Origin of the sequence: Streptomyces sp. NBC_00306, assembly GCF_036169555.1 — a bacterium.
In the GTDB taxonomy this organism is placed as follows: domain Bacteria; phylum Actinomycetota; class Actinomycetes; order Streptomycetales; family Streptomycetaceae; genus Streptomyces; species Streptomyces achmelvichensis.
The window spans coordinates 6,408,143-6,429,327 of sequence record NZ_CP108032.1 but is presented as its reverse complement, the minus strand read 5'-3'; the positions used below and the strand labels follow the sequence as shown (position 1 = coordinate 6,429,327).

At 71.7% G+C, this 21,185-nt stretch carries 17 protein-coding genes; 7 read left to right on the top strand and 10 right to left on the bottom strand.

Translation table 11 applies throughout. The features are described 5' to 3' along the window. The first annotated feature begins 120 nt into the window (after positions 1-120). Positions 121-1,053 (top strand): DUF5937 family protein, encoded by a 933-nt coding sequence (locus tag OHA05_RS28595; RefSeq protein WP_443043850.1) that lies wholly within the window; start codon positions 121-123, stop codon positions 1,051-1,053. Positions 1,054-1,080: 27 nt separating this feature from the next. Here the strand turns inward: OHA05_RS28595 and OHA05_RS28590 are convergent, their stop codons facing one another. From OHA05_RS28590 to OHA05_RS28580, 3 genes are all read right to left on the bottom strand, one after another. Next, positions 1,081-2,823, bottom strand: a complete 1,743-nt coding sequence (locus tag OHA05_RS28590) for a pyruvate dehydrogenase (RefSeq protein ID WP_328862088.1) — start codon at positions 2,821-2,823, stop codon at positions 1,081-1,083. A 59-nt stretch (positions 2,824-2,882) separates the two neighbouring features. Further along, positions 2,883-4,673 (bottom strand): protein phosphatase 2C domain-containing protein, encoded by a 1,791-nt coding sequence (locus OHA05_RS28585; protein WP_328862087.1) that lies wholly within the window; start codon positions 4,671-4,673, stop codon positions 2,883-2,885. Between the two features lie 123 nt (positions 4,674-4,796). Next, positions 4,797-8,540, bottom strand: a complete 3,744-nt coding sequence (locus OHA05_RS28580) for a S8 family peptidase (RefSeq protein WP_328862086.1) — start codon at positions 8,538-8,540, stop codon at positions 4,797-4,799. 185 nt (positions 8,541-8,725) lie between these two features. Between OHA05_RS28580 and OHA05_RS28575 the strand changes: the two genes are divergently transcribed. From OHA05_RS28575 to OHA05_RS28560, 4 genes are all read left to right on the top strand, one after another. Then, entirely contained in the window at positions 8,726-9,724 is a 999-nt protein-coding gene (locus OHA05_RS28575) for a helix-turn-helix domain-containing protein (RefSeq protein WP_313943420.1), read from the top strand. Positions 9,725-9,747: 23 nt separating this feature from the next. Next, positions 9,748-10,230 (top strand): DUF456 domain-containing protein, encoded by a 483-nt coding sequence (locus OHA05_RS28570; RefSeq protein WP_313943421.1) that lies wholly within the window; start codon positions 9,748-9,750, stop codon positions 10,228-10,230. A 238-nt stretch (positions 10,231-10,468) separates the two neighbouring features. Further along, positions 10,469-12,784: a glycosyl hydrolase family 95 catalytic domain-containing protein gene (locus OHA05_RS28565; RefSeq protein ID WP_443043849.1), complete on the top strand. Its 2,316-nt coding sequence runs from the start codon at positions 10,469-10,471 to the stop codon at positions 12,782-12,784. Between the two features lie 70 nt (positions 12,785-12,854). Next, complete coding sequence (locus tag OHA05_RS28560; RefSeq protein WP_327679064.1) at positions 12,855-13,220, top strand: PPOX class F420-dependent oxidoreductase; 366 nt, start codon at positions 12,855-12,857, stop codon at positions 13,218-13,220. Positions 13,221-13,322: 102 nt separating this feature from the next. Here OHA05_RS28560 and rsgA read toward each other — a convergent pair whose 3' ends face one another. After that, complete coding sequence (gene rsgA / locus OHA05_RS28555) at positions 13,323-14,465, bottom strand: ribosome small subunit-dependent GTPase A (protein ID WP_328862084.1); 1,143 nt, start codon at positions 14,463-14,465, stop codon at positions 13,323-13,325. 346 nt (positions 14,466-14,811) lie between these two features. On the opposite strand from rsgA, the gene OHA05_RS28550 reads away from it, so the two are divergent. Next, a complete protein-coding gene (locus tag OHA05_RS28550; protein WP_313943424.1) occupies positions 14,812-15,876 on the top strand; it encodes a right-handed parallel beta-helix repeat-containing protein in 1,065 nt (354 codons plus the stop codon). A gap of 78 nt (positions 15,877-15,954) precedes the next feature. Beyond that, positions 15,955-17,016 (top strand): methyltransferase, encoded by a 1,062-nt coding sequence (locus OHA05_RS28545; RefSeq protein ID WP_328862083.1) that lies wholly within the window; start codon positions 15,955-15,957, stop codon positions 17,014-17,016. Between the two features lie 78 nt (positions 17,017-17,094). Here OHA05_RS28545 and OHA05_RS28540 read toward each other — a convergent pair whose 3' ends face one another. The 6 genes from OHA05_RS28540 to OHA05_RS28515 are packed head-to-tail and all read right to left on the bottom strand — an operon-like array spanning position 17,095 to position 21,170. Beyond that, a complete protein-coding gene (locus OHA05_RS28540; protein ID WP_313943426.1) occupies positions 17,095-17,436 on the bottom strand; it encodes a TcmI family type II polyketide cyclase in 342 nt (113 codons plus the stop codon). 22 nt (positions 17,437-17,458) lie between these two features. Continuing rightward, complete coding sequence (locus OHA05_RS28535) at positions 17,459-17,938, bottom strand: SRPBCC family protein (protein WP_328862082.1); 480 nt, start codon at positions 17,936-17,938, stop codon at positions 17,459-17,461. A gap of 1 nt (position 17,939) precedes the next feature. Next, on the bottom strand, positions 17,940-18,197 hold the full coding sequence (locus tag OHA05_RS28530) for an acyl carrier protein (RefSeq protein ID WP_313943428.1): 258 nt from the start codon (positions 18,195-18,197) through the stop codon (positions 17,940-17,942). Positions 18,198-18,211: 14 nt separating this feature from the next. Then, the gene (locus OHA05_RS28525; RefSeq protein WP_313943429.1) at positions 18,212-19,471 is read right to left on the bottom strand and encodes a ketosynthase chain-length factor; all 1,260 of its coding nucleotides are present in this window, start codon (positions 19,469-19,471) and stop codon (positions 18,212-18,214) included. Then, complete coding sequence (locus OHA05_RS28520) at positions 19,468-20,736, bottom strand: beta-ketoacyl-[acyl-carrier-protein] synthase family protein (RefSeq protein ID WP_313943430.1); 1,269 nt, start codon at positions 20,734-20,736, stop codon at positions 19,468-19,470. Before OHA05_RS28520 ends, OHA05_RS28525 begins: the two co-directional genes overlap by 4 nt. Further along, positions 20,733-21,170, bottom strand: a complete 438-nt coding sequence (locus OHA05_RS28515; protein WP_313943431.1) for a cupin domain-containing protein — start codon at positions 21,168-21,170, stop codon at positions 20,733-20,735. The genes OHA05_RS28520 and OHA05_RS28515 overlap by 4 nt, the downstream gene beginning before the upstream one ends. Positions 21,171-21,185: the final 15 nt, after the last annotated feature.

The window sequence follows — 21,185 nt, the reverse complement described above, 5'->3', positions numbered from 1 at the left end:
CCGCCGGATAGACTCATGGACCATCGATTAAGGCATGTCCGAATCCTTGGAGTGGTACCCCTGCAGGAGCTGGCGTTCTCGGCGGACGATCTGGCGCAGCTGCGGTTCGCCGTCTCGCCGATGTGGGAGATCACACCCAGCTTCCGACTGCTGGAGTCGGCCGCCACGCATCCCGTGCACCACCCCTGGGTGGAACAGGTGCGGCCGCGCACGGCGGCCGCCGGGCCGGCCCGGGGCTGGCTCGCCGAGCTGATCCCGCCGTCGGGGTACGTGCCCGACTTCCTCAACCCCGCACCCGTGGGCCCGGCCCCGGTGCTGGCGGCGGAACTGGCCGCGATCCGCGCCGCACCCGTCGACCGGGTACGCGGAGACCTCGATCACCTGGCCCGGCATCAGGGGGGTCTCGGCCCCCGGGCACGGGCCCTGTACGCCGACCCGCGGGCCCTTCTGCCCAAGGTCACCGCAGCGGTCGAGACCTACTGGGAGCTGGCACTCGCCCCGTACTGGGCCCGGATCCGGACCGTGCTGGACGCCGATGTCTTCCACCGGGCGCGCCAGGTCGCCGAGCGCGGCACCAGCCATCTCCTCAACGACCTGCATGCCACGGTGAGCTGGGACGACAACGCCCTGCGGCTGGCCCGCCGCAAGCAGCCGTTGACCCGTGCGACGGCGGGCGCGGGGCTGGTGCTGATCCCCTCGGCCTTCACCGGGCCCGGTCTGCGCACCCGTGTGGCCTTGCCCGACCCACCCCAACTCGCCTATCCGGCCCGGGATGTGGGCCTGCTGTGGGAGTCCCGGCCCGTCACCGGCACCGAGGCCCTGGCCGCCGTGCTCGGCCGCTCACGCACGCGGCTGCTGACCGAACTGGAGACTCCGGCCTCCACGACCGACCTGGCACGCCGTACCGGGCTCTCGGCGGCCGGGGTGTCCCAGTACCTGACAGCCCTGCGCGACGCGTGCCTGGTCAGCGCCCACCGCGCGGGCCGCTCCGTGCTCTACGCCCGCACTGCAGCCGCCGAGACCCTCCTGGCCGCGGTCAGGGTGCGGGGCTGATCCCACAACAGGCCTTGCGGACAGGCCCTACGGCCTCGGCACATTGCGCAGATTCGAGCGGGCCATCTGGAGCATCCGGCCCACCCCGCCGTTCAGCACGATCTTGCTGGTCGACAGGGCGAACCCCGTCACCATCTCCGCCCTGATCTTCGGGGGGATCGAGAGGGCGTTGGGGTCCGTGACCACGTCCACGAGCGCCGGGCCCTTGTGACGGAAGGCGTCCTTCAGGGCGCCCGCCAGTTGCTTCGGCTTCTCGACCCGGACCCCGTACGCTCCCGCCGCGCGGGCCACGGCCGCGAAGTCGGGGTTCACGTTGGTGGTGCCGTGCGAGGGAAGACCGGCGACCAGCATCTCCAGCTCCACCATGCCGAGTGCGGAGTTGTTGAACAGGACGATCTTCACCGGCAGGTCGTACTGGACGAGGGTGAGGAAGTCGCCCATCAGCATGGAGAATCCGCCGTCGCCGGACACCGAGACGACCTGGCGGTCGCGGTCGGTGAACTGCGCCCCGATCGCCTGGGGAAGGGCGTTGGCCATCGAGCCGTGGGTGAACGAACCGATGATCCGGCGCCGGCCGTTGGGGGAGAGATAGCGCGCGGCCCACACATTGCACATGCCTGTGTCGACGGTGAACACGGCGTCGTCGTCGGCGAGTTCGTCGAGCACCGCGGCGACGTACTCCGGGTGGATGGGTAGGTGTTTCTCGACCTTGCGGGTGTACGCCTTGACCACGCCCTCCAGCGCGTCGGCGTGCTTCTTCAGCATCTTGTCGAGGAACCTGCGGTCCGACTTGACCCGGACCCGCGGCGTGAGACAGCGCAGCGTCTCCCGTACGTCGCCCCAGACAGCAAGGTCCAGTTTGGAGCGGCGGCCCAGGTGTTCGGGCCGGACGTCGACCTGGGCGATCTTGACGTCGTCGGGGAGGAAGGCGTTGTACGGGAAGTCGGTGCCCAGCAGGATCAGCAGGTCGCACTCGTGCGTCGCCTCGTAGGCGGCGCCGTAGCCGAGCAGTCCGCTCATGCCGACGTCGAACGGGTTGTCGTACTGGATCCATTCCTTGCCGCGCAGGGCGTGACCGACCGGGGACTTGATGCGCTCCGCGAACTCCATGACCTCCGCGTGCGCCCCCGCCGTGCCGCTTCCGCAGAAGAGGGTGACCCGGTCCGCCTCGTCGATCATCCGGACCAGCTTGTCGATCTCGGCGTCCCCGGGGCGTACCGAAGGCAAGGTCGTGACCAGTGCGTGTTCGATCGTCTTGTCCGGGGCGGGCTGGGACGCGATGTCGCCGGGGAGTGCCACGACACTGACACCACTTTGTCCGATCGCGTTCTGGATCGCGGTCTGCAGCAGCCGGGGCATCTGCCGTGCGTTGGAGATCAGCTCGCTGTAGTGGCTGCACTCGCGGAACAGCTGGTCCGGGTGGGTCTCCTGGAAGTAGCCGAGCCCGATCTCGCCGGAGGGGATGTGCGAGGCGATGGCGAGCACCGGGGCCATCGAGCGATGAGCGTCGTACAGCCCGTTGATCAGATGCAGGCTGCCCGGGCCGCTGGAGCCGGCGCAAGCCGCGAGCCTGCCGGTGATCTGTGCCTCGGCGCCCGCCGCGAAGGCGGCGGTCTCCTCGTGCCGGACGTGGATCCACTCGATGTTGTCGTGCCGCCGGACGGCGTCGACGACAGGGTTGAGGCTGTCGCCGACGACTCCGTACAGCCGCTGCACACCGGCGCGGACGAGGATGTCGACGCACTGCTCCGCGACGTTCTGCTTGGCCATGGATGCGTACCCTTCTCGGCTTGACGGCCCGGAGGTCCATCAACCCATGGCGCAGCGGGTTACGCCTCCCAGACGCCGACGGCCGTACGGTCGTCGGCGTAGCCCTTCACCCGCACCTGGGTGTCGGCGAGGAAGGTCGCGAGGCCCGGCGGTCCGGCGGATGCCCAGCGTCCGGCCAGTTCGTCGGCGAGCGCGGGCTCGCCGCGCAGCGGTTCCGCCAGGCCCGGGCTGCACAGCAGGAGCGCGTCACCCGGGCGGGCCACGGAGGCCCGGAAGCGGAACGGCTCGGGAGGCGGCGGTGGTGGTGCCTCGACGTAGGGGGCCGGGGGCGTCGGGATGCCGAGGTCCATCGTCAGCCGGTCGCCGGCGGGGGTCTCCGAGGGGATGCCGGCGAGCGGATTCCCCTGGATCCCGTCCCTTCCGTCCCCGGCGGGTACGGAGCCGAACCCGACCACGGGAGCGCCGGTGACGGCCGCCGGCTCGGGAACGGACGGCTCGATGTCCTGCCACACGCCGTCGCGCAGCCGGAAGAGGCCGCCGGGGCCCACCCCGAAGAAGACGCGGGTACGGCAGTCGGGGTCGGCGGAGAGCAGAAGGCAGCGCAGACCGGCGCTGTAGTCCTCGGGCTCCACGCCCCGCGCCGCGGCGCCGGCCCGGAGCTTGCCGAGGCTGCGGTCGGTGAGCCGGTGCAGACCGGATTTGAGGTCGCCGCGCCGGCCCGCCCGGATGTCCTCCGACAGCCGGGCATGACTGCGGCCGACCGCTCCGCCGATCCAGCGACAGGCGTCGGCGGCGGCGAGATGGGCACCCTCGGTCGCGCGGGCGCCGCTCGCGACGGCGACGAGGAGCAGTGCGGCGGGTCCGCTGCCGAAGCGGGCGGTGAGCAGGGCGTCGCGCCGAGGCTCCCCCCGGAAGCGGGCGGAGTCCCCGCGCACGGACGCCGCGCGCAGGGTGTACGTGCCGTACCGGGCGCCGTCGAGCACGGTGTCGGCGACCAGGTCGTCGAGCTCGTCGGGGCCGACGGCCGGGAGGGCGGTGGGCTCGGGGTCGTAGGTGGGCGGCCCGTCCCCGATGTGGTCGACGCGGGGGCGCGGCGGGGCAACGGGCGGGGCGACAGGCGGCTCGGGTACCTCGACGGCGACGGGTGCGGGCGCGTACCGGGGCTCCGGCGGCTCGGCCTCCTCCTGGGCCGCAGGCGCGTACCGGGGCTCGGGAGGCGAGGACTGCGGCTGTGCCGGTACGACAGGCGGCTCCCACGGAGCGCGCCGGCGCGGCGGTGACGGGGGCACAGGCGGCGCACCGGGTGCGGCCGGCCCGCTGTCGTCCGCCGGCCATGGCGGACGGGAGGACGAGCCCCCCGGCCGGTACGGATCGAACCCGGGCCCCGCCGACCGGTCGTCGGTGGACGCCGGCGGCCTGTCGGGGCGGTCCGGCAGTCCGGGCTCGGGCGCCGCCGGCCGGGCGGACGCCCGGGGTTCGTCGGCGTGGCGGGGTGCGGGTGGCCGCGGTTCCTGCCGGGCCGGGGCGGTGAACGGCCAGTCCGGACTGTCCGGGCCGACCGGGGGCGCGTCGCCGGACGGGCCGCCCGCCGCCGGGGCCGGGTCGGCCAAGCCCTCCGGGAGGCCCGGGACTTCCAGCGTGTCCGCCGGGTCCGTCTCCCACCACGCCTTCGGCCGGTCCGGCTGATCGGCGGCGGGCCCGGGCGCGGAGACCGCGTCCGCTGCCGAGTCGAAACGGTCGTCCAAGGTGTCGCCCGGCTTCGTCGCCGGGCCGGTGTCCGGGGCGGACTCGTCGTACAGCCGGTTCCACCAGTCGTTCTCGGTGGTGGGCCTCTCCCCCTGCTGGCTCATGCCCTTATTGTCCACCGCCAGGGCGGTACGAAAACGAGGCATCCACAAAAAGAACGCGACGAAAGTGGTCCGCCGGGCGCCTCAACCCCCCACGGGAAGAACGCCCGGCGGACCCGTTCGTGGTCAGCGCACGGCGTACGCGTCGACCACGAGCTGGGTGACGGAGTTGCCGCGCGCGTCCGTCAGTTCGGTCCTGAGGGTCACGGGCCGGCCCGCCGCGCCCGCGTGGTCGACGGTCGCGGTCCAGGCTCCGTCCTTACGGGCGGTCGACGCCTGGATCCACGTCCCGCCCCCGTCGTACGAGTACGACAGTTTGGCGGCGGTCAGGGCGCCGGGCGTGTAGCCCGCGTGCCCGGTGACGCTCAGGGCGATCTTCTGTCCGTCCTTCGCCGGCAGGGTCTTGAGCCCGTCCTCGGGCAGGCCGTAGTGCGGGAACAGGAGCCCGAGGCCCTGGGAGTAGACGTTCTCGTCCAGCCGGGAGCGGAACTTCCAGGTCGTCAGCACCTCGGTCGAACGCTTCCAGACCGCGGCGGGCTGCCCGATCTTGGTGGTGGCGAGGGACAGTTCGTAGGCCGCCTCGTCCGCCGGGACCTCGAAGACCCCGAACGGGTACGGACTCTCGCCGATCTGCTCGCCGTCACGGCTCAGCCGCATGCTGCCGATGTCACCGAACGAGCCCGCGATGCCGGCGTGTTCGGCGTCTCCCCAGAACGCGGGGGCCACGCCGAGGAGATTGCCCTGACGTTCACCGGCCAGCGCCGGCCGGCCCGTGGTGTCGCGCGGGGCGGCCGGTGCGAGGACCCCGCCGTACCAGCTCTCCTTGCGCACCGAGCCGACCCTGTAGGTGCGCGGCTCGTCGATCAGGAACTCGCCCCAGGGGAAGCTGGAGGAGACGTAGTGGTCCCAGGAGGTGTCACCGGCGGTGTAGTACTCGGTGCGGGTGCCGGGGACGGTGACCAGGTCGAATCCGGAGGCGGAGGCCGTCGCGCCGCTGGGGCGCTGGGCGAGGATGGAGTCGGAGTAGTCGGCCTTCAGACCCATGGCGTGATACGTCGACTCGTTGCGGCCGAGCTTGCTGTCGCGCACCCGGTAGGTGCGGTCCGAGGTGACCGGGCCGGTCTCGGGGAAGGCCAGGTTGTAGACGTACGGGCTCGCGGCGGTGGCCTTCCAACGGAGAGTGACCGGGCCGTCCGCGAGCCGCGTCAGCAGGTCCTTCGCCTCGGCGGCCTCCAGGCCGAGCACCGGGTGCGGCGCGGTCCCGAAGCCGGTCGACGGGAGCCAGCGCCCGGCGGACGGGCGGTGCACGATGACGGCCTTGGCGCCCGCGGCCTTCGCGTTGCGGGCGAGCGTGATGATGTCGGCGTCGGTGTCGGGGACCTCGACCAGGGCGAACGCGCCGTCGGCGCCCGCGGCCCGGAGCTCCTCGGGTGTGCCCGTGCCGGCGTCGACGACGGAGGCCTGTCCGGTGCCGTCGAGGTTGACGGAGCCGAGGCTCGCGACCACGGGGTGCAGTGCGGGTCCGCCGGCCACGGAGAGCTTCTCGATCTGCGGGGCGTAGGCGCGCCAGTAGCTGGCGAACTCGAATTCGCCGTCCTCGGCGCGGCCCTGGACGTCGGCGTAGTAGCCGGCGGCGAGCCGGTTGCCGGAGATGCTGCCGGAGTGCAGCCAGGTGTCGTCCCAGCTGCGGGCGAAGCCCAGGGTGACGGTGCGGCTCTCGCTGGTGCGGTCGGTCCGCACGCTCAGCCGGTGGGCCCTGCGGGCGTCGAGGACGACCGTGGTGTCCTTCGTCAGATCGAGCTGGGGACGGCCCAGGTAGCCGACCGTCAGGTCGGGCGAGTCGACGAACGAGGACAGGAAGTACGCGCCGGGCCGCAACCGGTAGACCTGGTCGGCGGCGCCGTCGTTGAACCGCCGCTCGCCGCTCGCGTCGTCGGTGCCGATGACGTCCAGCGAGGACGCTCCCCCGGCGGGCCTGCCGGAGCGGTCGACGAGCTTGACGCGCAGGGTGACGGTCTCGGGCTGCACGTACAGCGCGAAGGGGGTGGAGACACCGACGCCGGACGCGGTGGCGACGACGCGGCCGGTGATGTCGCCGTACTGGGCGCGGTCGATACGGGCGGACGGGTCGAGGGTCAGTGGCACCTTCACCGTGGCGCCGGCCGGGACGGTGACGGACCGTGCGCCGAGGCGGGCGAGCGAGGAGCGGATGCGGGAGCCGTCGTTGCCGGTGACGGACCGGACGTCCAGGCTCAGCCGGACCGGCTTGTCGCCGGAGTTGGTGTAAGGGATCTGGACGGTGGTGCGGTCGCTGCTGTCCTGGGGCCAGTTGAAGGTGCCGCCCTGGACGGCCGGCGCACCGGTCACGGTCGTGGAGATCGCGGCCTTGGCGTCGAGCCGCCCGCCGCCGGTCTCACGCACGTCCCCGGGGACGGCGGTCGTGGCGGAGGAGACGAGCGCGGCCTTGATCTGCTGGGCCGTCCAGTTGGGGTGGCGCTGCTTGACGAGGGCCGCGGCGCCCGCGACATGGGGCGTCGCCATCGACGTGCCGGACATCGCCTGGTAGGCGTACACCCCGCGGCCGCCCGCGGCGGCGGCGGAGATGGCGACGCCGGGCGCGGAGATCTCCGGCTTGAGGGTGTGGGTGACGGGCGCGGGGCCACGGCTGGAGAACGAAGCCGTGGAGTCGTCGCGGTCGACGGCGCCGACGGTGAGCACGCCAGGAGTGCAGCCCGGCGAGGAGACGGTGTTGAGGGCGGGACCGGCGTTGCCGGCGGCGACGACGAACAGCGTGTCCTCGCTGCGGGAGAGTTCTTCCGCGGCGACGCTCATCGGGTCGGTGCAGTCGGTCGGTTCGGGGCTGCCGAGGCTCATGGAGACGACGTCGGCCTTGTTGTCGACGGCCCACTGCATTCCGGCGATGATCCACGAAGTGGCGCCGGAGCCGCTGTCGTTGAGCACCTTGCCGTTCAGCAGTGCGGCGCCGGGCGCGACGCCCTTCTTCTTGCCGCCGCTCGCCGCACCCGAGCCGCCGGCCGTGGAGAGGGTGTGGGTGCCGTGCCCCTGGCGGTCGGTCTCGGAGTCGGAGTCGGTGAAGTTCTTCGCCTCGGCGATACGGCCCGCGAGATCGGGGTGTTCGGCGTCCGCGCCGGTGTCGAGCACGGCAATCCTGGTTCCCTTGCCGTCGTAGCCGGCGGCCCAGGCGAGGTCGGCGCCGATCTGACGCGTGGAGCGGTCGAGCGTGGCCTCGACCTTGCGGTCCAGCCAGAGCTTGCGGAGCCCCGACGCGGCGCGCGAGCGGGTGGCGGTGACGTCGGACCAGAAGTGCGCGGCCTGCTTCTTGTCGGCCTGGAGGGCGACGCCGTCGACGGCGTTCAGGACGAGGCCGCGGCGCGCGCCCCGGGGGACGACGGGCACCGAGCGGGAGACGTCCGTGCCGTACACGGCGATCAGCGGCAGGGTGGCGGAGTGGGCGTCGTCGTAGCCCTGGCGGACCAGGCCGGTGACGTTGAAGAGTTCCTCGTCGACCGTGCCGGCCGCGAGGGCCGCGGCGGCGCCCTCGGGGTAGACGTAGAGGTCCTGGCCGGACCGGCGGGTCTGTACGAGCGGAGCCGTTCCGTCACCGCCGGGCAGGACAGTGGCGGACGGTGCTCCGGAACGGTCACGGCTCACGGCCACCCGGTCGCCGGTCACGAGGGTCACGGTGACCGGCCGCTCCGCCTGCGCGGCGGCGGACCCGCTGCCGGTCAGCGGTCTCTTGCCTGTCGTACCGTCGTCGGGCCGCCCGGCGGCCGTCGACGGCGCGACCGCCGTGACGGCCAGAACGGCGGCGGTGGCCGCCCCCAGGGCCGTACGCGTCATCAGGCGCATCGCTCTCCCCATCTGAATTCGGCACAAGTGCACACCAAAGGCACTGATGCCGAAGGCTGTTGGTGCTGCGGTGGCGCCACATTGGCAGAGCGGCGGGTGGTGCAGGGATGATGGGCGCGGCGGGAACACGCCGTGGCCGGTTTCCGCCAACGCGGCGAGGAAGTGCACGTCCGGGGAGGGTTCTGGTGCTGGGAGCGATAGGTCTCGACGAGAAGCAGGAGTCCGCGTACCGCGCGTTGGTGGCGCTCGGGGCGGCGGAGGTCAGCGATCTCGCCCATCGGCTCGCGCTGCCCGAGACCGTGACGGAGCGGGCGCTGCGGCGGCTCGAACAGCACGGGCTGGCGGCCCAGTCGTCGGCGCGCACCGGCCGCTGGGTGGCGGCGCCTCCGGGGGTGGCCCTGGGCGCCCTGCTGACCCAGCAGCGGCACGAGCTGGAGCAGGCGGAACTGGCCGCCGCACTGCTGGCCGAGGAGTACCGCGCCGAGGCCGCCGAGCCGGCCGTGCACGACCTGGTGGAGGTGGTGACGGGCGCGAGTGCGGTCGCGCACCGTTTCGTCCAGCTCCAGCTCGGGGCGACGGAGGAGGTCTGTGCCCTGGTCACCGGAAATCCGGTCCTGATCACCGGAGCGGACAACGACGCCGAGGAGAAGGCGGCGCGGCGCGGGGTGACCTACCGCGCGGTGATCGAGCGCGAGGTGCTGTCCGCGCCGGGCGGGGTCACGGAGCTGACCGCCGCACTGGGCCGCGACGAGCAGGTACGGGTGGTGGACCGGGTGCCGACCAAGCTGGTCGTCGCGGACCGCACCCTGGCGATGGTTCCGCTGACGGGCCGCGGGGCCGACCCGGCCGCGCTGGTGGTCCACGGCAGCGGCCTGCTGGACTCGCTCATGGGCCTGTTCGAGGCCGTGTGGCGGGAGGCGCTGCCGCTGCGGCTCGGGTTGGGCGCGGTGGGCGGCTCCTTCGAGGAGGTGTCGTCGGGCCCCGACGCGACGGATCTGGAGATCCTGTCGCTGCTGCTCGCGGGAATGACGGACGCACGGGTGGCCAAGCAGCTGGACCTGGGACTGCGGACGGTCCAGCGGCGGGTGAAGGGGCTCATGGAGCTCACCGGGGTAACGACCCGTCTGCAGCTCGGCTGGCATGCGTACGCGAAGGGCTGGGTGGCTCGCGACCTGCGGGAATGATCCCGATCCTGCACGCTGGGCAAATGAGCGTGTGGCAGCTCCTGCTGGTCGGCCTGGTCATGGTGCTGGGTCTGGTCGGGGTGCTCGTCCCCGGTGTGCCGGGGCGCTGGCTGGTGTGGGCGGGGATGCTCTGGTGGTCCCTGCATGTGCAGACGGGCCTGGCCTGGACGCTTCTGGTGGCGTCGACGGTGGTGCTGATCGTCGACCAGGTCGTGGTGTGGCAGCTGCCACCACGCAGGATCCGCGAGGTGGGCGTGATGCCGAAGCTGGCCGTCTGGGCGGGCACGGGAGCGCTGCTGGGTTTCGTCGTACTGCCCGTGGTGGGCTCGATCCCGGGGTTCATCGGCGGGATCTATCTGAGTGAGCGTCGGCGACTCGGCGGGCACGGTCCCGCGGCCGCGTCCACCCGCGCGGTGATGCGGGCCGTGGGGACGAGTGTGCTGGTGGAGCTGTTCGCCTCGCTGCTCGTGGTGGGCGCCTGGCTCGGCGCGGTCGTCTGGGGCTGACCGCCCGGCATCGCCGGTCGTGAACAGGATGCAGATGGGCAGAGACACATCGGATCTCTCTCGGTCTATTGACGGCATCCCGCCACTTCCCTACGTTCCCTCCCTGGATAGCTCGGATGAATGGACGCGCCTGACAGACGAGCCGCCGGGAGGCGACATGGCAACCGCACCTGACTCATCTCCTGTCGGGGCCGCGCACGCGGCGGGAGGCGTCGAGCCACGGTCCAGACGGTCCGTGCTGGCCACCGGGGCCGCGGTCGGCGGTGCACTGACCGTAGGAGGTCCGGCCGCCCCTCCTGCCGCCGCGCTTCCCGCCCCGGCCCCGCCCGTGGACGCGGCGGCCACCGTCACCGCGCCCGAGGACAGCTGGCGCACCGTCCTGGACGACGCCGACCTCGTCTGGCAGAAGATGCCGAGGACCTGGTACGAGGGCCCCTACCTCGGCAACGGCCACCTCGGGTCCGGCATCTACGCCGAACCCGGCAGAAACGCCGTGCGCTTCAACGTCCAGCACTCCGAAGTACAGGACCACCGGCCGGAGTTCGGCTCGCTCTTCGGTCTCGCCCGGCTGCCCATCGGCCACTTCACCCTGGAGCCGGTCGGCACGATCACCGGCCTCGACTGGCGGCTGCGACTGCGCGACGCGGAACTCACGGGCACGCTCACCACCACCGCGGGCACCGTGCGGCTGCGTGCCTTCATCCACACCACGGCCTCCGTCATGGCCGTCGAGATCACCCCGAGCGCGGGCGAGCGGGACATCCGCTGGGTCTTCCACCCGGCCGAGGCCATCAGTCCGCGCGCCGCTTTCAAGCCGCTGCCCGACGGATACCGCGGCAATCCGCCGGCCGTCGTGGAGGACCACGGTGAACTGACCGCGGCGGTCCAGCCGTTGCTGGCCGGGGGCCAGCATGTGACCGCCTGGCGCGAACGCGCCCACCGGCGGGGCGCCGGGCGCACCCTCTACGTCGGTGTGGAGCACTCCTTCCCGCAGGCGACCGCCCGCGACCGTGCGCTGCGCGCCGTCCGTACCGCCTCGGCCGTTCCGTACGACGTGCTCGCACTCCCCCACCGCGCCTGGTGGGACCGCTTCTACCGCAAGAGCTTCCTGTCCCTGCCCGATGCCCGGTTGCAGCGCTTCCACTGGATCCAGCTGTACAAGACGGCGTCCGCGGCCCGGCGCGACGCGCCCGTCATGGCGACCTGCGGACCCTGGCTCGAATCCACTCCCTGGCCCAACACCTGGTGGAACCTCAACGTCCAGCTGGAGTACTGGCTGATCCACGGCTCCAACCATCTCGAACTCGACGCCGTGACCCGGGCGCTGAGCGAGTTCAGGTCCCAGCTGACCGCCGAGGTCGCCGCCCCCTACCGCGCGGACTCGGCCGGCATCCCCCGCACCACCGACACCCGTCTCGTCAACGGTGGCGCGACACCGACCGGCAACGGGTACGGCGTCGGCATCCCCGGCGAGAACCCGCCGACCCCCGAGGTCGGCAACCTCACCTGGGCCCTGCACAACGTCTGGCTCTCCTACCGCCACACCATGGACAGGTCGATCCTGCGCGACACCCTGTTCCCGCTGCTGCGCAAGGCGGTCAACTACTACCTGCACTTCCTCACCCCCGGCGCGGACGGCAAGCTGCATCTGCCCGCGACCTTCTCCCCCGAGTACGGCGTGGACGCCCCGGACTGCAACTACGACCTCATGCTGCTGCGCTGGGGCTGCCGCACCCTGCTGGACTCGGCCGCGGAACTGGGCGTCGTCGACCCCCTGGCCCCCCGCTGGCAGGAGGTGCTCGCGCGGCTGGTGCCGTATCCGGCGGACGCGAACGGCTACATGATCGGCGCGGGCGTCCCCTTCGCGACGTCGCACCGGCACTACTCGCATCTGCTGGCCGTCTATCCGCTGTACGAGGTCACCGGCCGCACACCCGAAGAGCGCGCCCTGATCGAGAAGTCCCTCGACCACTGGGTGAGCTTCGAAGGCGCCCTCCAGGGCTACACCTTCACCGGGGCCGCCTCGATGTCCGCACTGCTGGGCAAGGGCGAGGACGCGCTCAGGTACCTCGGCGAGCTGATGAGCCGTTTCATCCAGGCCAACACGATGTACAAGGAGTCCGGCCCGGTCATCGAGACGCCGCTGTCGGCGTCCCAGTCGGTGCACGACATGGTCTGCCAGTCGTGGGGCGGGGTGATCCGGGTCTTCCCCGCGCTGCCGGCCGCCTGGCGGGAGCTGGTCGTGCACGACTTCCGCACGCAGGGGGCGTTCCTGCTCAGCGCGGTCCGCGAGAACGGCAGGACGCGCTGGGTCCGGCTGCGGAGCGAGGCGGGCGCGCCCTGCGTCGTACGCCACGGCATCGAGGGACCCGTCGAGGTGCGCGACGGGCACGGGCGGCGGCTGCACTGGGAGCCGGAGGGCGACGGGGCGATCCGCATCCGTCTGCCCAAGGGCGAGTCGGCCCTGATCACGGCCCATGGCGACCGCCCCGACCTGCGGATCGTGCCGGTACGGCCGAACGCGCCGGCGCCGCGGTGGGGGTTGCCGGCTTGAGGTGGGGGCCGGGAGCCGTGGACCGTTGATCCGATGCGGTGGGCACGCCCGGCGTGTGAGGCTGGGCGGCATGACCGAATTCAGTGATGCCGAGCGTGCCTACCTGGCGTCCCAGCGGCTGGGGCGGCTCGCGACCGTCGATCCGAAGGGCCAGCCGCAGGCCAACCCGGTCGGCTTCTTCCCGCAGGAGGACGGCACGATCCTGGTCGGCGGATACGCCCTGGCCACCACCAAGAAGTGGCGCAACCTCCAGGCGAACCCGAAGGTCGCGCTCGTCGTCGACGACATCGTGAGCCTGAGGCCGTGGAAGGTGCGCGGTGTGGACATCAGGGGCGAGGCCGAACTGCTCACCGGACCGCACGAGCTGGGCCCGCACTTCAGTGAGGAGCTGATCCGGATCCACCCCAGGAAGATCCACAGCTGGGGTCTGGACTGACCGGGTGCGGCGCGCGGAGACCGCGCGCCGCACCCTGCCCGTCGGGACCCTTCGAGACCCCTCGGGACCCGCCGGGACCCGTCGGGACCCGTCGAGCCGACGTCAGCGCAGACGCCCGCGCTTCGCCTGCATCGCCGCGCGCCCTTCCGCGCCCTTGCGCTTCCAGTCCTTCAGGATCTCCGAGCGGAGCCGGGCATCGGTCTTGGCGACGATGCGGCGGTTCTCCCGGAGCAGCTTGCGGTAGCTGTCGAGACGGCGTTCGGGCAGTGAGCCGTCCTCGACGGCGGCGAGCACCGCGCAGCCCGGCTCCGCCTCGTGGGCGCAGTCGTGGAAGCGGCACTGCTGCGCGAACTCCTCGATCTCCGCGAAGACCTGGCCGACGCCGGCCTCCGCGTCCCAGAGCCCGACACCGCGCAGCCCCGGGGTGTCGATGAGGACACCGCCACCGGGCAGGACGAGCAGATTGCGGGTCGTGGTGGTGTGCCGGCCCTTGCCGTCGATGTCACGGGTGGCCTGCACGTCCATCACGTCCTCGCCGAGGAGCGCGTTGGCGAGGGTGGACTTGCCCGCGCCGGAGACCCCGAGCAGCACGCTCGTACCACCGGAGACGACGGCACCGAACACGTCCATGCCGTCGCCGGTCAGCGAACTGACGGTCAGTACCTGCACGCCGGGCGCGGTCGTCTCGACGTCCTGGACGAGATACGACAGCCCGGTCGCGTCCGGCACCAGATCCGCCTTGGTGAGCACCACGACCGGCTGGGCCCCGCTCTCCCACGCGAGCGCCAGGAAGCGCTCGATCCGGCCGAGGTCCAGCTCGACGGCGAGCGAGACCGCGATGACGGCGTGGTCGACGTTGGCGGCGAGGATCTGCCCCTCGGAGCGGTTGGACGAGGTGGAGCGTACGAAGGCGGTCCGGCGCGGCAGATACGTCCGGACGAACCGGGGATCGCCGTCCGGGTCGACGGCCGCCCAGTCACCGGTGCAGACGACCCGCAGCGGATCGTGCGGGGTGACGAACGCCGTGTCGGCCCGGACCGGGCCGTCGGCCGTGACGACGTCGCACTGGCCACGGTCGACCCGTACGACACGGCCGGGCAGCAGACCCTGCTCGGCGTAGGGAGCGAACTCGGCCTCCCAGCCCTCGTCCCAGCCGTAGGCCGACAGTGGATGCGAGGACGACGCGACCGGCGAAGAAGACGACGAAGACGACGGAAGAGAAGAGTGGGACGGAGAGAAAGACAAGGGGTGACCCTTCACAGGGGTGGCCCCGGCACGCGCGCACTGGCGCGGAGAAGTGAGGTGAGGTCAGCCGGAGACCACGGGGGTGGAGTGGATGAACATCTGAGTGAGGGCAGCGCCCAGCGCGATGACAGCCATCGTTCACACCTCCCGGATCATGCTCGGCCTGACGCGGCGACAGCGGGCCACCGCGGGAACGCCGTCACGTTAGCCCGGACCGCCGTTCCGCCGCCACGGGTTTTTCTCAGCCGTACCGGCGCGGGGCGGAAAACACCCGGTCGCCGCACGCGGTGTATCCATCCGCTCACTCCGTGTGGCGGCCCCGAATGATCACCCATAGCTTCGGCTCATGACGAAACGACAGATCAGGTGCCTCGCATGCACCGCAGTCGTCATGGTCTCGGGACTGGGCGCCGCCGCCCCCTCGTCCGGAGCGACCATGCGCGCGGTCCATCCGGGCGAATCCATCCAGGCAGCAGTGGACGCGGCGAAGCCGGGCGACACGATTTTCGTCGCACCCGGCACCTACCGCGAGAGCGTCCTTGTCACCACGTCCGGTCTGACCCTGCGGGGCGCCGGCCCGGCCACCGTCATCCGTCCCGCCGCGGCCGGTACGCGGGCCGCCAACGCCTGCGCGCAGATCGGCAGCGGCATCTGCGTACGGGGCACGGACAGCAAGCCCGTCAAGGATGTCACCGTCCGCTCTCTGACGCTGAGCGGCTTCGCGAAGAACGGTCTGTGGGCCACCCGTACCGACAGGCTCTCGGTCCGGAAGGTGACCGCGGAGAAGAACGGCACCTGGGGTCTCGCCCAGGAGCGCTCCACCCGGGGCGTGTTCCGCGAGAACACCGCCCGCTCCAACGGTGACGCCGGGATCTTCCTGGCGAACACCATCGACAGCGAGGGCGGCGCCACCGACATCGGCGGTGCGGTGGTCGCCGGCAACCGGCTGTCGGACAACCGCATCGGCATCACCGTGCGGCGGGTCCGGAACCTCTCCGTGCTCCGCAACGAGATCACCGCCAACTGCGCCGGCATCTTCGTCGTGGGTGACGAGTCGAAGCCGGCGGCCGGCGCCATGACGATCGCACGCAACGACGTCAGCAAGAACAACAAGCACTGCCCGGCCACGGCCCGGCTGCCCTTCCTCCAGGGCTCCGGCATCGTGCTCACCGGCTCCGAGGCCACCGTCGTGCGCCACAACAAGGTGACCGACAACGTGGGCACGTCGCCCCTGTCCGGCGGCATCGTCCTGTTCCAGAGCTTCGTGGGAGCGGCCAACACCGACAACGTCATCGAGAACAACCGGGTGACGGGCAACGGCAAGGCCGACCTCGCCAATGCCGCCGGCGGCGCGACCAACAAGTTCAGCGGCAACCGCTGCAACACGTCCGTACCCGCGGGGATGTGCTGAGCCCGTGACCGCGATCAGCCCCAACCCCCGTTTCACCGGGTCCGCCGGAGCGCGGCCCCTCAGACGATTCGAGGCCGCATGACCACCGTAAGCCCCAGACCTGTCCAGCCCGTCGTGGACGACGTCGCCGCCCCTCCCCCGGCCATGCGCCTGCGCGAGCTGGTCTTCGGCGCGGCGGTGTCCGCGGCCGTCCGCGCGGCGGCCCGGCTCGGCGTGGCGGACGCTCTCGACGAGACGCCCACCACCGCCGAGGCGCTCGCCGTCAAGGTGACCACCGAGCCGCAGCCCCTGCGCCGGCTGCTGCGTGCGCTGTCCTGCTACGGCATCTTCGTGGAGACCGAGGACGGCACGTTCGCCCACACCCCCATGTCCCGCATGCTGCGCGAGGACGACCCGAACAGCCTGCGCTACATCTCCCTGTGGTGCACCGAGCCGTGGACCTGGGACGCCTGGCCGCGGCTGGACCAGGCCGTGCGCTCCGGCGAGAGCGTGTTCCAGGACCTGTACGGCAAGGGGTTCTTCGAGTACCTCCACGACGACGCCCGTGAGTCGGCGCACGTGTTCAACCGCGCGATGACCACCTCCAGCGTGCAGTCGGCGCAGGACGTCGCCGACCTGCTCGACCTCAAGGGCGTCAGGACGGTCGCCGACATCGGCGGCGGTCAGGGCCATGTGCTGGCCAGCCTGCTGGAGAAGCACCCGACGGTGAAGGGCACCCTGCTCGACCTGCCGGGCGTCGTGGCGAAGGCGGACCCGCGGCTGCGGGACGGCGGTCACCTCGCGGGCCGGGTCACCATCGTGGCCGGCGACTGCCGCCGCGAGATGCCGGTCGACGTCGACCTGTACGTCATCAAGAACATCCTGGAGTGGGACGACGAGAGCACCCGCAGCACCCTGCGGAACGTCGTCGAGGCGGCCCGGCCCGGCGCGCGGGTCGTCGTGATCGAGAACCTGGTCGACGACACCCCGTCGATGAAGTTCACGACCGCCATGGATCTGCTTCTGCTGCTGAACGTCGGCGGCGCGAAGCACACCCAGAAGTCGATGACGGACCGGATGACGCAAGCGGGCCTGGTGGTCGGTGAGGTCCGTCCGGTCAACGCCTACCTCCACGCGTTCGAGTCCGTCGTGCCGGGGTGAGTCGGTCCCACCACCCCCGCTACACACGCCGACGCCCCGGGTCCTCCGATCAGGAGGAGCCGGGGCGTCGTCGCGGTCTCACGCGGTGCTGTCGCGTTCCCACCGGTAGAACTGACGGGCCATCGCGTCCTTGGGACTCCGCCAGGTCTGCGGGTCGTAGGGGCTGACGAAGGCCGTCAGCCGGTCGCTGATGTCCTTGAACGCCGGGTGCTCGGTCACCTGGGCGATCGCCGGTCCCGGGGGACGGTCCGATTCGATCAGATGCATGTACACATCGCCGAACTGGAACAGACTGCGCCGGGTGACTCCGACGAGGTGCGGCAGTTCGCCGCCGTCGGAAGCCGCGAACAGCTCGGCGATGTCGGGTGCCGACTCGGGCGCCATGCGGGCCACGATCAGCGCCTGGTGCGGGGAGTTCATCCGCTGTGCCCTTCCTTCCGGGTCAGTTGGAGGGAACCGCGGCGCCGCGGCTCTCCCGGTCGCGCTGCTCGATCTTGTCCTTGATGAGCGCCATCTGGACCTTCGAGTTGCGGTTGATGTTGTCGGTCATCCACTCGTCGTCGACGGGCGCGTCGGGCTTCATCGCGAAGTCCTGGCGCCAGAGCATCCGGGTGCCGCCGGCGACCTCGGAGTACTCCCAGTGGATGTTCATGTGCTCGAAGGGGCCGGTCTCGACGCGACGGGCCTTCACCGTGCGCGCCGCGCGGTTCGGGGTGCGCTCGGAGACCCAGCTCCAGACCGTCCCGTTCTCGTCCGGGTGCATGGTCAGCCGGAACGTCGTGGTGTCGCCCTGGCGCTCGATGACGTCGACGGAGGCGTACTCGCTGAACAGCTGCCGCCAGTTCTCCAGGTCGTTGGTCATGTCCCAGACGAGATCCAGCGGCGCTGCGACGACGATCTCGTTCTCGGTGTGTCCGGACACTTCAGGCTCCGCTCATGAGGGTGGTGTTGACGAGGTCGAGGAACTCCCGCGGGGTCTTGCACCGGTCGGCGTCGGGCGGGAGAGGTCGGCCGTGCCGGTTCTCCAGCTCGCCGACGATGCCGAGCAGGCCGAGCGAGTCGAGGCCGAACTCGTCGAAGCGGGTTTCGCTCCGGCCGGCGAGGTCGGCGGGATCCACGGTGAGTCCGGCGCCCTTCTTCATCAGGGCGGCGAGCTCTTCGATGGTCAGTACGTCTGACATGGCAGTTCTCCTTGTCACGAGTTGTCACGAGGGCGATCGGCCGCGCCGCGCACCACCAGGGCCGCGTTCGAGCCCATCAGCCCGCGGCTCAGGACGAGGGCTGTACGCAGCGGTGCCTTGCGGGCCTTGCCCGTCACGACGTCGATGTCGTGGCACACGTCGAAGACACCCGGGGTGGGCGGCACGACGCCGTGCTCCATCGCGAGGACCGCCGTGGCCACGTCGAGCACGGGCCCGCCGCAGTACGCCCGGCCGATCCCGGTCTTGGGCGCGGTCACCGGGACCCGGCGGCCGTGAGCGCCCAGGGCGTCGGAGATCGCCAGCGCCTCGGCACGGTCGGCCTCGGGCACGCCGAGCGCGTCGGCGAAGACCACATCGATCTCCTCCGGGGCGCAGCCGGCCTGCTCGAGTGCGCCACGAATCGACATGGCCAGTCCTTCCCGGGACTCCTTCCACCGGGAAGGACCGGTGAAGGTGGCCCCGTGCCCGGCCACGTATGCCCGCGGCTGCACACCGCGGCGCAGGGCCGCCGACTCCTCCTCGACGACGAGCATCGCCCCGCCCTCGGCGGGGACGAAGCCGCAGGCCTCCGAGGTGAAGGGCCGGTAGGCCCGGGCCGGGTCGTCGCTGGTGCTCAGGTCCTGGTAGCCGAGCTGGCAGACGACCGAGTAGGGCGCGAGCGGGGCCTCGGCGGAGCCGACGACCACCGCGTTCGTGCCGCGGGCGACAGCGCCCGCGGCATGGGCGAAGGCGTCGAGTCCGCCCGCCTCGTCACTGGCCACCACACCGCAGGGGCCCTTGAAGCCCCCGCGGATGGAGATCTGGCCGGTGCTGGCCGCGTAGAACCAGGCGATGGACTGGTACGGCCCGACATAGCGGGAGCCCTGGCCCCACAGCCGCTGGAGCTCACGCTGGCCGAACTCACCGCCGCCCGACCCGGCGGCGGTGACGACACCGACGTCGTAGGGCTCGTCCTCGTAGTCGGCGCGGCCGAGCCGCGCGTCCTCGAGGGCGAGATCGGCGGCCGCCATCGCGAAGTGCGTGAACCGGTCGGTCTGGACGAGGTAACGCCCCTCGACCATGGTGGCCGGATCCAGTCCGCGCACTTCGCCGGCGACGCGCAGCGGCAGATCGCCGCACCCCTCCCGGGTGACCCGGTCGAGGACGCTGATGCCCTCCTGCGTCGCCTTCCAGAAGACATCGGTACCGACCCCGTTGGGGGCAATGACACCGATCCCGGTGACAACCGTGCGCCGGTCGCTGCGGGTGCTCATCCTGACCTCCCACTGGGTCGGGTCATGACGACCGCCGACTGGAACCCGCCGAACCCACTGCCGACGGAGAGCACGCTGCGCAGCTTCCGGGAGCGGGCGGTGCGCGGCACGTAGTCCAGATCGCACTCGGGGTCGGGGGTCTGGTAGTTGGCCGTCGGCGGGACCACCTGCCGGTCCATCGCCAGGACGCACGCGACGAGTTCGATGGCGCCGATGGCACCCAGCGAGTGACCCACCATGGATTTGATGGAGCTCATGGGCGTCTTGTAGGCGTGGTCGCCGAGGGAACGTTTCACCGCCGCGGTCTCGTGGCGGTCGTTCTGCTTGGTTCCCGACCCGTGCGCGTTGACGTAGTCGATGGCGGAGCTGTTGATCCGGGCGTGGCCGAGGGCGGTGTCGATGGCGCGGGCCATCTCCAGGCCCTCGGGCGTCAGTCCGGTCATGTGGTACGCGTTGCCGAAGGTCGCGTAGCCACCGATCTCGCAGTACACGGTCGCGCCACGGGCACGGGCGTGCTCCAGCTCCTCGAGGACGAGTACCGCTCCGCCCTCGCCCATGACGAACCCGTCACGGTCGGCGTCGAACGGCCGGGAGGCGTGCTCCGGGTCGTCGTTGTTCGCCGATGTCGCCTTGATCGCGTCGAAGCACGCCACGGTGATCGGGGATATGGGCGAGTCCGACGCGCCGGCTATGCACACGTCCATCCGCCCGTCCTCGATCGCGTGGAACGCGTAGCCGATCGCGTCGAGTCCGGAGGTGCAGCCCGTCGAGACGGTCTGCACCGGACCGTGGGCACCGATCTGTTCGGCGACCGCCGAGGCGAGGGTGCTCGGCGAGAACGCGCGCTCGAGGTGCGGTCCCGCCGGGCGGTGGTCCACGTCCCAGCGCGCGCCCGAACCGCTGACGGCGACGTAGTCGTGCTCGAGGCGCGTGGTGCCGCCGACCGCGGTGCCGAGCGACACCCCGATCCGCCAGGGGTCCTCGTTCTCGGGGTCGAGACCGGAGTCCTGTACGGCTTCCCGGGCGGCCACCAGCGCGAACTGGATGTACCGGTCCGAGCGCGCCACCAGCTCGGCTTCGAGACCGTGCCGCGCGGGGTCGAAGTCGACCTCGGCGGCGATACGCGAGCGGAAGCCCTCGGGGTTGAAGAGGGTGATGCCCCGCGTGGCCGTACGTCCGCTCGCGAGCAGGTCCCAGAACGCCGGGGCGCCGACACCGCCGGGGGCGACGATGCCGACCCCGGTGACCGCCACCCGCCGGTTCACGAAACGGCCCCAGTCCGTTCCGGCGGCCTGCCCTGCTCGGCAGCCTCCTCGACATGCTCGGTGTCGACGTGCCCGAGTTCGGGGCGCGGCGCGAGCGGGCCGAGGTGGAAGACCATGCGGGCTTCCTCGTTGCCGACATTGCGGAACCGGTGCCGCACGTTCAGCGGGATCATGAGGCCCTGGTCGGGACTCATGGAGTGCGTCTCGCCGTCCAGGTCCACCTCCAGGAGCCCCTTCACCACGTACACGAACTCCTCCGAGTACGGGTGGTAGTGCTCGGCGATGGACTCACCGGGCGGCACGATCGCCAGGCCCATGAACCCGCTGGTCGCGCCCACGGCCGTCGGCGTGAGCACGGCGCGCAGGTCACCGCCTCGCCGGGTGTTGGGCTGGGTCTCGCTGAGGTCCACGATGCGTGGGCTGTGCGTGGTCATGCTGCTTCCTCCAGA